11 protein-coding genes and 1 tRNA gene are annotated in these 14,587 nt (G+C 49.6%); 8 read left to right on the top strand and 4 right to left on the bottom strand.

Annotation, left to right across the window (positions count from 1 at the left end; all coding sequences use genetic code 11):
• Positions 1 to 26: 26 nt before the first annotated feature.
• The 3 genes from H5985_RS02405 to H5985_RS02395 all read left to right on the top strand — a co-directional run bounded on the left by H5985_RS02405 (position 27) and on the right by H5985_RS02395 (position 2,745).
• Positions 27 to 1,394 (top strand): ATP-binding protein, encoded by a 1,368-nt coding sequence (locus tag H5985_RS02405; RefSeq protein ID WP_205049727.1) that lies wholly within the window; start codon positions 27 to 29, stop codon positions 1,392 to 1,394.
• Between the two features lie 48 nt (positions 1,395 to 1,442).
• Positions 1,443 to 1,519: transfer RNA gene (locus H5985_RS02400), tRNA-Arg, on the top strand.
• Between the two features lie 122 nt (positions 1,520 to 1,641).
• The gene (locus H5985_RS02395; RefSeq protein WP_205049726.1) at positions 1,642 to 2,745 is read left to right on the top strand and encodes an amidohydrolase; all 1,104 of its coding nucleotides are present in this window, start codon (positions 1,642 to 1,644) and stop codon (positions 2,743 to 2,745) included.
• A gap of 85 nt (positions 2,746 to 2,830) precedes the next feature.
• Here H5985_RS02395 and tilS read toward each other — a convergent pair whose 3' ends face one another.
• From tilS to cysS, 4 genes are read right to left on the bottom strand one after another with little or no spacing between them, the layout of a single operon-like run.
• Positions 2,831 to 4,264 carry a tRNA lysidine(34) synthetase TilS gene (gene tilS, locus H5985_RS02390; RefSeq protein WP_205049725.1) on the bottom strand — a complete coding sequence of 478 codons (1,434 nt, stop codon included), beginning with the start codon at positions 4,262 to 4,264 and terminating at the stop codon, positions 2,831 to 2,833.
• 49 nt (positions 4,265 to 4,313) lie between these two features.
• Positions 4,314 to 5,405 (bottom strand): acetyl-CoA carboxylase carboxyltransferase subunit alpha, encoded by a 1,092-nt coding sequence (locus tag H5985_RS02385; RefSeq protein ID WP_205049724.1) that lies wholly within the window; start codon positions 5,403 to 5,405, stop codon positions 4,314 to 4,316.
• Positions 5,405 to 6,076: a DNA-3-methyladenine glycosylase family protein gene (locus H5985_RS02380; RefSeq protein WP_205049723.1), complete on the bottom strand. Its 672-nt coding sequence runs from the start codon at positions 6,074 to 6,076 to the stop codon at positions 5,405 to 5,407. Before H5985_RS02380 ends, H5985_RS02385 begins: the two co-directional genes overlap by 1 nt.
• 7 nt (positions 6,077 to 6,083) lie before the next feature.
• Entirely contained in the window at positions 6,084 to 7,508 is a 1,425-nt protein-coding gene (gene cysS / locus H5985_RS02375) for a cysteine--tRNA ligase (protein ID WP_205049722.1), read from the bottom strand.
• A gap of 163 nt (positions 7,509 to 7,671) precedes the next feature.
• Between cysS and H5985_RS02370 the strand changes: the two genes are divergently transcribed.
• The 5 genes from H5985_RS02370 (at position 7,672) to H5985_RS02350 (ending at position 14,572) form a co-directional block, all read left to right on the top strand.
• Entirely contained in the window at positions 7,672 to 8,247 is a 576-nt protein-coding gene (locus tag H5985_RS02370; RefSeq protein ID WP_205049721.1) for a tetratricopeptide repeat protein, read from the top strand.
• Between the two features lie 12 nt (positions 8,248 to 8,259).
• The gene (locus H5985_RS02365; protein ID WP_205049720.1) at positions 8,260 to 8,838 is read left to right on the top strand and encodes a peptidylprolyl isomerase; all 579 of its coding nucleotides are present in this window, start codon (positions 8,260 to 8,262) and stop codon (positions 8,836 to 8,838) included.
• A gap of 3 nt (positions 8,839 to 8,841) precedes the next feature.
• Positions 8,842 to 9,339, top strand: a complete 498-nt coding sequence (locus H5985_RS02360; protein WP_205049719.1) for a peptidylprolyl isomerase — start codon at positions 8,842 to 8,844, stop codon at positions 9,337 to 9,339.
• 230 nt (positions 9,340 to 9,569) lie between these two features.
• Positions 9,570 to 13,796, top strand: a complete 4,227-nt coding sequence (locus H5985_RS02355; RefSeq protein ID WP_205049718.1) for an acyl-CoA dehydratase activase — start codon at positions 9,570 to 9,572, stop codon at positions 13,794 to 13,796.
• A 2-nt stretch (positions 13,797 to 13,798) separates the two neighbouring features.
• Positions 13,799 to 14,572 carry a hypothetical protein gene (locus H5985_RS02350; protein WP_205049717.1) on the top strand — a complete coding sequence of 258 codons (774 nt, stop codon included), beginning with the start codon at positions 13,799 to 13,801 and terminating at the stop codon, positions 14,570 to 14,572.
• Positions 14,573 to 14,587: the final 15 nt, after the last annotated feature.

Raw genomic sequence — 14,587 nt, 5'->3', positions numbered from 1 at the left:
ACAATATCTGACGGTTCAAGGTACGTATGAAATTTTATGGACGAACAGAAGAACTGAAAACATTTGAATCGGAATTTTCGAACCTCACCTCCGGTTCCCGATTGGCTGTTATTACGGGACGAAGAAGAGTTGGGAAGACCACACTCATCTTAAAAGCTTGCCAACAAAGCGGTCTGCCCTATCTGTACTTTTTTGTTCAACGAAAATATTCCGAACAGGAATTGGCCAGCGAATGGTTATCACAAGTTCGGCAGCAATTTAATTTGACTGAAGATGATGGGCCCGCTCGTCTGAAACTGACCTCTGTCATTCGCTTTGTGATGCAAAAAAGTGTGGATCAGCCGATCATCTTAGTTATCGACGAATGTCAGGAACTTGATTTTATTAACGAGTCGTTTTGGTCAGAATTACAGCAAATATGGGACTTGAATAAAAATTCCTCCAAACTGATGCTGATTATGAGCTGTTCAGTTACTTCAGCCTTAAAGCATATTTTTGGCTCGATCAGCGAACCGCTGTATGGGAGAATGGATCTGAGCTTGACTGTTGAGCCATTTTCTCCAAATGTTTTAACAGAAATTTTTCAAGACATTTATCCAAAAGGAAAGTCGGAGGATCTATTGGCTTTGTTCGCACTCACCGGAGGAGTCGCTCGATATGTTGAAATATTGAGTTCTATCGGCTCGTTCAAGCAAAATGATATGCTCAATTTTGTTTTCTCTCCGTCAGGTTCAGCCTTTCGTAGCGACGGCGATGTCGTATTGGCTAATGAATTCCGAATCGAGTCTTCAATCTATTATTCTCTGTTGCGAGCCATCGCATCCGGCCTAAGCAAATGGAGCGAATTGCAGAACGTGATACCGGGACAAATCGGCCCTTACTTGAACCGTCTGGAAGGTCAATACAACCTGATTAAACGCGTTTATCCGCTTAGGTCAATTTCATCAAGAAATGTACGCTATAGCGTTTCTGACGAATATTTCCGTTTTTGGTTCCGTTTCATTGACACACCTGTCATGAAAAATTTAGCCGAAAGTCAGCAGTGGTCATTAATGCAAAAACTCTGCAAAAAAGACTTTGAGACCTTTTCCGGTCGATGTTTAGAATCCTGGTTTAGGAAACAATATTCATATTCCGGTCAATGGACTGAGGTAGGCACATGGTGGGATAAAAAAGGAGAAAACGAAATTGATCTGGTTGCACTTAACAGTTTGGAGAAAAAAATCGAAATAGTCGAGGTCAAACGCCAAAAGAGTAAGGTTAATGAGCATCTTTTAGCTCAAAAAGCTGAAAATTTCCTGCGATTCAACTCTAAATTGCAATCGTATAAACTCTCAATAAAAGCTTTAACACTTGAGCAAATGCAGGAATTAGGAAACACCAAAAAAAATTAACCGATACTATTGCATGTTCAATAAAAAGTGTGCATAATACCAGTCCACGCGCCGGTAGCTCAGTTGGATAGAGTACCTGGCTACGAACCAGGGGGTCGCGGGTTCGAATCCTACCCGGCGCACCAAATTCGAGGGGAAGCTCAAAAAAGCTTCCCCTTTTTCGTTTCTAGCTAATTCGCCTTATTGTTTTTCTGTCCGGTCTTGCTTAAATTAAACAGATCATTCATCTTATTAGCAGGAGAAACCCATGGCTCAAGAGCTCGATGTTGTCGAACTGTACAACGATCTTCACAAAACCCCGGAATTGGGTTTTCAAGAATTTAAAACCAGTGCTTATATCGCCCAAAAACTTAAGGAAATGGGCTATGAAGTCACAACCGGCGTCGGCAAAACCGGTGTGGTCGCTGTTGAAAAAGGCGGTGAAAAAGGACCGTGCGTAATGATTCGTGCCGACATGGACGCCCTGCCCTTCAAAATTAACGGCGAAGACAAGGTGATTCATGCCTGCGGACACGATTCTCACTGTGCCATGCTCTTGGCCATTGCTTCACGCCTCAAGGGCAAAATCAAGCGCGGTACTTTAAAACTTCTCTTTCAACCCGGCGAAGAAACCTTAAAAGGTGCCCTGTCGGTCATTGAAGACGGCGTTTTAGACGATGTGGATATCGCCTTGGGCCTGCACATTCGCCCGAGCTCGGATATTCCTGACGGAACGGTCGCGGCAACCCTCATGCATTCGGCAAGTATTTTCGTTCGTATCGATGTGGAAGGCTTGGCCTCTCACGCCTCTCGTCCGCATCTTGGCGTTAACTGTGCAGAAATGCTTGCTGCCATTGTTCAAAATGCGGGCCTTTTGAAGTTTGCCCCGACTCTTACCTGGTCGATGAAGTGCACGAAGATTGAAGTGGGCGGTGCAGCCGTCAACGTCATTCCTGATAAGGGCTACTGCATGTATGACGTGCGTGCCGAAACCAATCCCTTGATGAAGGATATGCTTGAAAAGCTCGAACGCAGCGCCCAAAGCACCGCGGCTGCCTTCGGTGGCAAAGCCACGATGAAGCTCTTAGGCGATGTGATCCCTGCTTGTGAGTACGACGATGAACTCGTCAAAGAAATGAGCGATTGCATTGCTGAAACGTTGGGGGCTGACAAACTTCGCGCCACCAGTATCGGCGGCGGAGAAGACTTCCACTTCTTCAAGATCAAAAAACCGTCTCTTCGTACGGCTTATATCGGTGTGGGTACCGGTGCAACGCCCGGCCTTCATCACCCCGATATGCACATGAATCCCGCCTCGCTCATTAACGGCGTGAAGGTCATGGTTGCGTTTGCTTTGAAGTATTTGGGCTAATCCGCTAGTCCCAAGAAAATGTTGCCCGGCTCTGAATTTTCAAGAACCGGGCAATTTTTTTCAGCAATTGAGCTGCTTGGAGATTTCAGTCCTGCATCATGGTGAGCAACGTCGCATCTGGCTTCCACTCAATACGGTAACGTTTGACCTCAGGATTATCCGTTTCATATCGAACATCCATACCGAGACCGGCCGCAAATAAAAGCTCTTCTCCACTCCACAAAAGCGGAAGATTGGGCCTATCAAACTCGGCAATCCCTGCTTTCTGATAAAGGTCCTTTAAGTGTTTTCTCGGGCGATTTTTGTAAAGCTTAAGCTTTTCACCGCCCTGACGGGGGCGGGCCTCAAGCACACGGTTTTCAAAGTACCCTTCACCAATACCCGTGCCGTCACCTTCAACTTCAGTAATCACCAGCTCCCCAGCCCAAGATGGCAGAGAATAGCAGCCGGCTCCATGCCAAACGAGCGTTTCAAAGCGCGTTTTGTCTTTTTTGGTCTGCGCCACTTCACGCATCAGAAGCTTTAACCCATGACGCCTGACCTGTAAATTACCCCCGACCTTAACGGCAAGTTTGGTGTCATGGCCGCTCATGCGAACCTGTTTGAGTAAGTCATCAAGTTTTGCCTTAGTCGGTGGCATCAAACCGAAACTTTCAATCCAGGCTCTCAGGACAAGCGCCTGACGGGCTTCAGACAAAGCCAAAAGATAATCGATACTCAGACCGCGCTCCGAATCCTGAGCTTTCTTTAAATCTTCCTGCGTCACCTCACGGAGCACCTGTGCGCTTTGTGCAACCAGTTCCACCGAGCGGGCCGCGGCTTCTTTAAAGCCCGGACGAATCTTGTGCATCACGGGCAATATTTCGTGACGAATGGCGTTGCGCAAATAAGCCGTATCAGCGTTACTTTCATCTTCGACCCAGGTAAGTTCCGTCAATTCCAAATAACGCTCCAAAAGCTCTCGGGGCAATCCCATCAGAGGACGTACGAGCTTAGTACCCTGCACATCGCGAGTAACAGGGAAAGTGGCCAGACCGTCCACACCGGAGCCCCTCATCCATTGAATCAGGAACGTCTCCAGACGATCATCCTGATGGTGCGCCGTCATCACCATGTCAGCGTTAAACGCGTGAGCTGCTTTAAAGATGGCGTCATAGCGAGCCTGACGAGCCGCTGCTTCAACGCCTTCTCCCGTATTTTTAACCCGAACGTAAGCGACCTTAAAGTCTACTTCAAGCTCTTCGGCCATACGGCGGCAAAAGCGAGCCCATTTGTTGGCATTGGGGCTGATTGCATGATGCACATGCACAGCTTGAAGCGCCTCGATAGGGCTGTTTTTCTTATCTTTGAGAACACAGAGGGCTTTTAAAAGTGCAACAGAATCTCTGCCGCCCGAAAAACCCACGATGATTCGGACTTTACGATCGGTGTGGGCGGCAGCGTTAAAAAGATTGCCTTGGTCGCTGCCGCGCGCCTCTTGGATCGCTTCACGCAGTGCTTTCAAAATTTTTGTCTGCACCGTCTGAAGCGATAGCGTAGATATGGAACGTTTTGACGTGATCGCTGTGTTATTCACTCTTCTTGTCGGCATTGTGGGCCTTGCGCGTTACGCGCTTTTTAGTCGTTTTGGCCGGTTGTTCTTCCTCAATCGATTCATGCTCGGCAATGGGTTCGAGCACCTTATCGAGCTCTTTTTCTTCAAACTTGCCGTACTGAAGCAAGCGTTCAAGACGGCGCGCAACGAGCTCATCGGTATCCATGGGCAGGAACTGACGCATCTGATCCGTAAGCGTCTTCTTTAAGCTTGCCCCCATAAGCTGCGGATCACGATGGGCGCCGCCCAAGGGTTCTGAGAGCACTCGGTCAACCAAGCCCAATTCACGCAGACGGTCTGCCGTCAAACCCAAGGCTTGAGCCGCATCGGGTGCGCGCGAGGCATCTTTCCACAAAATGGAAGCGCAGCCCTCGGGGCTAATCACCGAGTAGATCGAATACTGCAAAATGTTGACGACATCGGCCACGGCAATCGCTAAGGCTCCGCCCGATCCCCCTTCACCGATCACCGTTGCGATAATCGGCGTTTTCAAGTGACTCATCTCATAGAGGTTACGGCCGATGGCTTCAGACTGACCGCGCTCTTCTGCGCCGATGCCGGGATAGGCCCCGGGCGTATCAATAAAGGTAAAGATCGGAAGCGAAAACTTTTCGGCAAGCTTCATCAAGCGAAGCGCTTTGCGGTAGCCTTCAGGACGGCTCATACCGAAATTGCGCATCATGCGCTCTTTCGTATCGCGCCCTTTTTGGTGTCCGATCACCACGACGGGGTGCCCTGCCAAACGGGCCAAACCGCCGACAATCGAGGTGTCATCAGCATAAGCGCGATCACCGTGCAATTCATGAAAATCCGTAAACACCATGCGCACGTAATCGAGCATATAGGGACGCTGAGGATGGCGCGCAACCAATGAGGTCTGCCACGGGGTCAAATCCGCGTAGGTTTCTTTTAGGAGTTCTTCCGTTTTAAGCTTCAGCTGTTCGATTTCAGTGGTGAGGTCAATCTTTTTACCCTCATCCTTTTCCTGCATTTCATTTAATTCATCGATCTTGCTCTGAAGCTCTTCAATTTGCTTTTCAAATTCAAGAAAAACGTGTTTAGCCATTATTCACTCTCTTTATCGAAGGGCGTATTTTCGAGAGAACGCCACAAAAACCACGTGGCGACGGTACGATACGGCGCCCAAACGTCAGCGATCAATTTTACACGGCTTTGCGCTTCACTGCGGATAATGGTTTTGATATTTTCGTGCGGTAAATAGTTCTTAATAAGGGCAACTCGAATTCCGAAATCCGTCTCGGGAAAGACGTCCGGCCGTTGCAGTGCAAAGATCAAAACACTCATGGCGCTCCATGGTCCCAGACCCTTTACTCTCACGATTTCGGTGATCGCTTCTTCATCGCTCATCGCGCGGAATTTCTCTTCACTCCAGCGCCCCGTCACCCACCGCCAGGCTACTTCCTTCATGGCAGCTACTTTCCGGGTATTGAGTCCTAAATCGATAAGCGACTGAGTCGAAGAGATCAAAATGAAGGACTCCCATCGACCTTGCTTTTGTTCGGTCAGACGCGTCCAAACCGTGGCGGCTGCCGTATTGGATACCTGCTGACCGACGATGGCTCGCAAAATAGAATCCAAAACTGACGGATGAGCACGAAAAGGCACATGGCGATAGCGCGCAATGAGCGCTTTCATCACCGGATCGCGATCAGACAGAAAATTAAGCGCCTTATCCCAATAATCAGGAAAGGCGCTTTGAGGCATGCGTTCAGCCATAACCGGGTTAATGGGCCTTTTCAACCAACACGCGCTGCCAGGTCGTGCCTTGCGGCGTATCGGTAAGCATCACACCCATTTGAGCAAGGTGCTTACGGATTTCATCGGCCTTGGCGTAGTCCTTAGCCTTTTTGGCTGCAGCACGCGCAGCAATTGCCTCTTCAATGGCTGCCTCATCGAGCCCTTCGGTAGAGCCTTTAAGGAACGCTTCCGGGTCACCCTGCAAGATATTGAGAATGGCACCGAGCTTCTTTAACTGACGGCTCATTGCAGCGCTTTTTTGCGCCTGGGCACGATTGGCCAATTCAAAGAGTTGAGCCACGGCGACCGGCACATTAAAGTCATCGTTCATGGCTTCGGCAAAGCGCTTGGCGCATTCCTCATTCCAATCGAGCGGTTCATTGTCGGCAGGCACATCTTTCAGAGCCGTATAAAGACGTTTTAAGCTCTGGTAGGCATCCACGATCAAATCCGGTCCGAACAGAATCGGGCTTCTGTAGTGCGTACGCATGAGGAAAAACCGTAACACCTGAGCGCCGTTTCCCTTACCGAACTTATCGTCGGTTTCGGCAATGGCATCACGAACGGTCCAGAAGTTACCGAGCGACTTGCTCATCTTTTCTTCTTTACCTTCTTTATTCATGACACGCAAAGGACCGGTGTGCATCCAGTAGTTGGCAAAGCGCTTGCCGTTGGCGCCTTCGCTTTGAGCAATTTCATTTTCGTGGTGCGGGAAGATAAGATCGGGGCCGCCGCCGTGAATGTCAAAGGTTTCACCCAAGTAGTGGCAGCTCATCGCCGAGCACTCGATGTGCCAACCCGGACGTCCCTTACCCCAGGGGCTGTCCCACTGGGGTTCGCCGGGCTTAGCGCTCTTCCAAAGTACGAAGTCCAACGGATCGCGTTTGCTTTCATCGGCTGCGACGCGCTCTCCGCTGATTAAGTCATCAATGGACTTACCGGAAAGTTTCCCATAGTCCTTGAATTGGCGCACAGCGTAGGCCACATCCCCGCTTTTGGTCTGATAAGCCAAGCCCTTTTTCTCGAGCTTATCGATGATGTTGAGCATTTGAGGAATGAAATGCGTGGCTCGGGGCTCAACAGTGGGAGCAAGGCAGCCGAGAGTGAGCATATCTTCCTGCATCGCACGGGCAAATTCATCGGTAAGCGCATCGCACGTGACGTGACGTTCGGCTGCACGGCGAATAATCTTGTCGTCCACATCGGTGATGTTGCGCACAAAGGTCACCTTAAAGCCTGATGCTTCAAGCCAGCGGCGAATGATGTCAAAAGAAATAAACGTGCGGCCGTGACCGATGTGCGTGTAGTCATACACCGTCACACCGCAGACGTACATTTTCACCTCGCCTGCGTTGATCGGCTCAAAAACCTGTTTGCGACGAGAAAGCGTTGAGTAAAGTTCTAAAGACATGGCCATTCAATGCAATAAAAGAAAAGACCTCAACAGTATATAGGAAGTGCAGTCATCTGTAGCGCCTCAACTTTCGTGTGGAGAAACGCTTCGTTGCATTTCTTATCGATATCAACTGTCCGTCATCTTTATAATTCGTCGGGAATAAACTTCTTATCCCGCCATGTCTAATCGCAAAAAACTTTTAACTTATTCGATCGCCGCGATCATGTTCGGTGCCGCAGCGTCTTTTCCGGCTATGGCCGAGTTTGAGTACGATGAGCCCAGAAATGAAACCGAGCGCATCCAACTTGTCGATCGTCTGATCGTCGAAAAGCAATTTGACGACGCTCTCAAGCAAATTGATCTGGCTCTTAAAGCCAATCCCCGCAACGTGCAGCTGCAATTTAAAAAGGCCGTTGTCTATAACCGCATGGGCAACCGCCGCGTCGCCAAAACACTTTTCGGTGACATGATTGATAAGTATCCCGAAATTGTCGAACCCTACAATAACCTTGCGGCCATCTATGCCGCCGAAGGCAATTTAGACAAAGCCCGGGAATTACTCACTCAAGCCGTGACGTTAAATCCCAACTTTGCGATGGGCTACGAAAATTTAGGCGACCTCGCCCTTCAAGGACGTCACGCCGATGAAGAAAAAGCCCTTGAGTACTACGAAAAGGCTTTGTCACTCACCCCGCGTGATAAACCGCTTTCAAGAAAAGTAAAAGCGCTGCGCGATCGCCTGCAAAATTCTTAAAGGACGCTATTCATGAGTCTGACCCGACGCTTTATCATCACAGCTGCCGCACTGGCTGTCATGGCCCCTTGCGTTTATGCGGCCTCCTCTACCCAAGTGAAGGTAGAGACCAACATGGGAAGCTTTGTACTCGAACTCAATGACAAAGCCGCGCCCAAAACCGTCGCAAACTTTTTAACCTATGTAAAAAGCGGCTTTTACAAAAACACGCTTTTTCATCGTGTGATCCCCAACTTCATGATTCAAGGCGGGGGCTTTATCACCGGCATGGAAGAAAAAGAGACGCGTGCTCCGATTCCTTTAGAATCGCGCAACGGTTTAACCAATCGTCGCGGCACGATCGCCATGGCTCGTACCAACAACCCGAATTCGGCGACGAGTCAATTTTTCATTAACGTGCGCGACAACCACTTCTTGGACGCCGCTCAAGCTCAGGACGGCAACGGCTATGCGGTGTTCGGCAAAGTAATCTCCGGCATGGAAACGGTTGATGCCATTGCAGGTGTCAAAACGCATTCGGTGAGCTACTACGATGACGTTCCTATCCGTGACGTGGTTATCAAGAATATGTCCATTATCAAAGGAAAATAAAGCATGATTCGCTTAACAACGAACAAAGGTATCATTGACCTTGAACTCGACTACGAACACGCTCCGGCCACGAGCAAAAATTTCGAACAATACGTTCGTGACGGTTTTTACAACAACACGATTTTTCACCGTGTGATCCCCGGTTTCATGATTCAAGGCGGCGGCTTTGAGCCGGGCATGAAGCAAAAGCAAACCCGAGAACCCATTGAAAACGAAGCCGCCAACGGCCTTCGCAACGACAAGTACACGATTGCCATGGCTCGCACGAGTGATCCCCATTCAGCCACGGCTCAGTTTTTCATCAACGTTGCCGACAACGACTTTTTAAATCACACCGCCCCCACTCCCCAAGGCTGGGGCTATGCGGTTTTCGGTAAGGTGATCGCAGGCGAATCCGTTGTAGATGATATCGCCCGAGTGAAAACCGGTCGTTGGGGTTTCCATGATGATGTGCCGAAGGAAAATATCATCATTGAAAAAGCCGAAGTGATTGAAGATTAATATCACACGACTGACGCTTTCAAATCCCGAAAATTGAAAAATTTCGGGATTTTTCTTTTTAGTTCAAATTTTATCTTTTAAATTGCCCTCTTCATTAACAATTTCGCTAAAAATTAGGCATTCCATTCAGCCTCATCTTTATTACAATCGGTTGCATCAATTTCAAATCAGTCTGGAAGTTGTATGACACAGATCCGGACTTAATAAAAATAATTTTTATTCTTGGATGTATGCAGATCAATAACGCCTGTTTGTCTTTAGGCATTGATATCGGTTCAACAACCATCAAATACGCATTGGTTGACGGCAATAAAACGATCCTCGCCGCTCGCTATGAACGCCACAAAAGTGCCGTGGTTCAAACTCTCAAAGAATTATTAAAAGATTTGACCGACCGCATGGACTGTCAACAGGCTCGTGTCCGCCTGTCTGGGTCCGGTGCTTTGATGTTGGCCTCCGTAACCGGTGTAGGTTTTGTTCAGGAAGTGGTCGCAGCCGGTACCTATCTGCGTGCCAATGATCCCTTATTGGATGTTGCCGTTGAGTTAGGCGGCGAAGACGCCAAAATCATCTACCTCACGCAAGGGGTGGAATTGCGAATGAATGAGGCCTGTGCGGGCGGCACCGGTGCTTTTATCGATCAGATGGCGTCTCTTTTGGATACCGATCCCAAAGGTTTGAATGATCTCGCAGAACATGCCAAACGGTCCCACCCGATTGCCTCACGCTGCGGCGTCTTTGCCAAAACAGACGTCGTTGCTCTTTTAAACAGCGGTGTAAGACGAGAGGAAATTGCCAGAAGTATTTTTGAAGCGGTGGCTGATCAGGCGATAAGTGGGCTTGCTTGCGGACGGCCCATTGCCGGTCGAGTCGCTTTCCTGGGCGGTCCGTTGCATTTTTTATCTGAGCTTGCCCATGCGTTCGAACGCAAATTAAAAGCCCCAGGCACTACTTTTGAGCATTTTGACAACTCGCAGTACGCAGTAGCTTACGGTGCTGCGCTTGACGCTTTGGATAATGCATCCAAGTCTGAACCCACATTGAGTGACTTTTTACAAAAACTTGCCCCCATCAGTACGATCGCAGGCGAAACAAATGTACTGGCTCCTTTTTTCAAAAATGAAGAGGAACTCTGCGCTTTTAAAACCCGTCATGCCGCCCACTGCGCAAAAAGAGCATCTTTGGAAAATTCGACAGGAGACCTCTTTTTAGGCATTGATTTGGGCAGCACCACGGTTAAACTCGCACTCATCGACAGGCACGGCGCCATTATTGACAGTTGGTACGATCATAACGAAGGCGATCCCCTGCCCAAACTCATTCCGAAAGTTTTGCAATTGGCAGCTAAAGTGCCGCCAGCCGCTCGCATTCGCTCGATTTGTACCACGGGCTACGGAGCCAGTCTTGCACAAGCTGCTTTAGGCAGTCAGTTTAACGAAGTTGAAACGCTCGCCCACCAACGTGCGGCCGTGGCTTTTGATCCCCAGACGTCCTATGTCATCGATATCGGCGGTCAGGACATGAAGTGTCTGAAAGTCAAAGGTGGGGCAATTGCGGACGTGAAATTAAACGAGGCGTGCTCCTCAGGCTGCGGCTCTTTTATCGAAACGTATGCCAAGCAATTAGGCCTGACACTGAAGGATTTCGTTGAGCGAGCCTTGCATGCAAAGCACCCGTGCGATTTGGGTACCCGCTGCACCGTTTTCATGAATTCAAAGGTGAAGCAAGCTCAAAGCGCAGGGGCCACGGTCGATGATATTGCAGCCGGTCTTTGTCACTCCATTGTGCTCAACGCCTTGCATAAAGTTCTTCGAATCGCTGACACCAAACAATTGGGCGAACACGTGCTCGTTCAGGGCGGAACCTTTTTAAATGATGCCATTTTGCGCGCCTTTGAAGTCTACATCGGCCGTGAGGTCATTCGACCGGATATCGCCGGACTCATGGGAGCCTATGGCGCCGCACTCATTGCCAAGGAAAGAACGACCAAGGATACGCCTGCCCTTGATTTGAGCGAAAAGGCGCTTGATCTCTCGGACGTTAAAACGACACAATTTCGCTGCCAAAGCTGCAACAATCACTGTCTGCTCACTCTGCACCGCTTTGCAAGCGGCCAAAAGCACGTGAGCGGCAACCGCTGTGACTTTGCACTCAAAGGGGCCGAAGCGAAAAACGCCGAACACTTTATCGATAAAAAGCTTGCCCTGCTCTTTAATCGTGAACCGCTGCCGGCTGATACGGCCCCCAGAGGCACGATCGGTATGGCTCGGGTACTCAATATTTACGAACACTACCCTTATTGGTTTGAGCTTTTTACCAAGCTTGGTTTTCACGTTGAACTCTCACCCTATTCCGATCACTACATTGCAGGCCTGGGCGTAGAGAGTATTCCCTCACAGAGCCTTTGTCTGCCGGCAAAACTTGCCCACGGGCACGTGACGTGGTTAGCTAAAAAAGGCGTTAAAAAGATTTGGTTACCCTGCGTTCCTAAAGAGCGCACCAATTTCCAAAACGTGCCGGGTCGTTTTGCCTGTCCGGTGGTAGGAGGTTACCCCGAAGCGTTAAAGCTTAACTTTGAATGCACGCATAAAGAAAGTACACTCATCACGCCTTTTGTTGATTTAAATGAAGCGGCAACAGTCGTTAAGGCTGTAGCAGGGGCTTTTCCTGAGATCAACGTTTCTGAAATCAAAGAGGCCGTTCAAAGCGCAGAGGCTGCGCAGCAAACCTATCAACGTCAGATTCGTCAGATGGGCGAAAAGTGTTGGCGTGAGCACGAAATTTCCAAAACGCCTTTGGTCGTGATCGCCTCTCACCCCTATCACATGGACCCCTTTGTCAATCATGGGATCTGCACGCTCATTGCATCTATGGGCGTAGAAATTGTCACCGAAGACTCGATTGCTCACATGGCCCCTGACACGACGTCTCTGGATGTAATCGATCAGTGGACCTTTCACAGCCGCCTTTACCGGGCAGCCGAACTCGTGCGCGACAAATCATGGGCTGAATTGGTTCATTTAGTCAGTTTCGGCTGCGGGTTGGATGCCATCACGTCCGAACAGGTCAAGCGCATTCTGGAGCCTGCGGGCAAACTCTATACCATGCTCAAAATTGACGAGGGCGACACGTTGGGCGCTGCCCGCATTCGCTTGCGCTCACTTTTTGCTGCAGTGAAAGATCGCCGCAACAACGTTGCCGGCATCCATGAGTCGCCCGTTGTCTGGCATCCGAACGCACCAAAAAAGCCTCTGAATCCAAAGGCTGTCAAAACGATTTATATCCCGCAGATGGCGCCTATTCATTTCCCCATTTTGGAAAGTGCGCTCAAAAGCCTGGGCTATAACGTCAAATTGCTGCCTGAAGTGCGACCCGAAGCCATCCAATTGGGGCTTCGCTACGTCAATAACGATGCCTGTTACCCAGCTATCGTAGTAATCGGTCAGCTTTTGGATACTGTTCTATCCAAAGACTTCGATCGGGAAACGAGTGCACTATTGCTCGCACAGACGTGCGGGCCGTGCCGTGCCACCAATTACGCAACTCTCCTGAAGTGGGCACTTAAAGATCTGGATATGGAAGATCTTCCCGTCATCACCATTTCCACCTACAAAATCACCGGTACCGAGCACCTGCCGCTCGGACTAAAGGGGATCAATCGGATTGCTCTGGGCGTTCTATACGGCGACCTTTTACAAAAGCTGTACTTAAAAACCCGATCTTACGAAATTGAAAAAGGAAGCGCTCAAGCGTTGCTGCAAAAGTGGCAGGCCATTGCCTGCCGCGACATCGATAAAGGCAGAAGAGGTCTGCGGAAAAATGCCAGACTCATGGCTGAGGATTTTGCAGCAGTAGCCGTTAACCGCACCCAAAAACCTCAGGTGGGTATCGTTGGGGAAATTTTGCTCAAATACCACCCACAGGCGAATCTTCAGATTTTGGAAGAACTCTTTGCCGAAGGCGCTGAACCCAGGCTTGGTGATATCTCCAGTTTCCTTTTGTATTGTCTCTACGATCCGGTTTTCCAAGCTAAAGCGTTAAAGGGTCCCCAAACCCGTGCATTCGTTTCTGCTCTTTTGGTCAGGTACTTCGAGTCCTTGCGCGCTATAGCAAACCAAGCGTTAGTTGAAGCTGGCTTTGAAGCAATGCCCACTCTTAATGAACACCTCAATCGCCTCAAAACGCTCATGTCTCCCGCTCAACAAGCAGGCGAAGGGTGGCTGCTGACAGCTGAAATGGTGGAATTTCTCGAAACCGGCACCCCCAACGTGCTTTGTCTGCAGCCCTTTGCGTGTTTGCCCAACCACATCACAGGCAAAGGCGTCATGCGGGTGCTGCGCGAACTTTATCGCGGTGCCAACCTCTGCGCCATTGACTTTGAGGCGGGCACCTCTCGTGCAAACTTTACCAATCGGCTTAAACTCTTTATGGCACAAGCTAAAAGCATTGGAAAGTAAAAATGACGGGCAACGAATCATCCATACAAGGGGGTTTACTCATTGTGACCCTACCGGGACAGGGGGCAGTCGGGAAGTTGTCCACTCACTACTTTGATCCCCGCGCCCAGCAGGGAAAAATTCGCGATGCGTTGGTGAAGTGGTTTGCGATTTGGGGAATCCCCCTTACCCGTTCAACCGCCAACCCCTCGTGGCTTGAAGCCCATACCACAGAAGTGATCTGGTGCGATGAGGTACCGGCTCATCTTCACGGCCCTCAGACTGTCAAATACTTTGTTCAAACGGCCGACCGAGTGGTTCATGCCATTGAAACGCTTCGACCGAAACTTATTTTGGTGCTCAGTGCCTACTTATATGAAGCGATGGCAGATGACGCGGTGGCGCCCCGCATCAGTGCGGTCATCGGTAAAGCAAAAAGTGCGCCCAGGCGTATTACAACCATGCGCCTGAAAGCACTCGAACAACGTTTTGAATACACCTCGCTTCTCGTTTTACCGACACCTTCGAAAAATACCACGGACGATTACATCAGAAGCCTGAGTGCGCCCGTCAGAGAAAATTTTGAGACGGCAAGCTTTGACCTCTCAGATGCGGGCGACGCCCTCATCGGTGCGGCCAAAAATCTTTTGGTACTGGATGAAGCCCGCACATTGCAAACGATTCAAAATCGGCTTCGCATTTCTGAACAACGGGCTAAAGATCTGATCAACGCTTTAGAAGAAATCGGAATGATCACTCAATCTGACGAAAGCGGCAGACGATTTTTCCGAAGTTAAAAAATCCCACGAGTT

The organism is Parasutterella secunda (genome assembly GCF_016901835.1).
GTDB classification, from domain to species: domain Bacteria; phylum Pseudomonadota; class Gammaproteobacteria; order Burkholderiales; family Burkholderiaceae_F; genus Aphodousia; species Aphodousia faecavium.
Note: the sequence above shows the minus strand (reverse complement) of the source record. Positions and strands in the feature narration are given on the sequence as shown.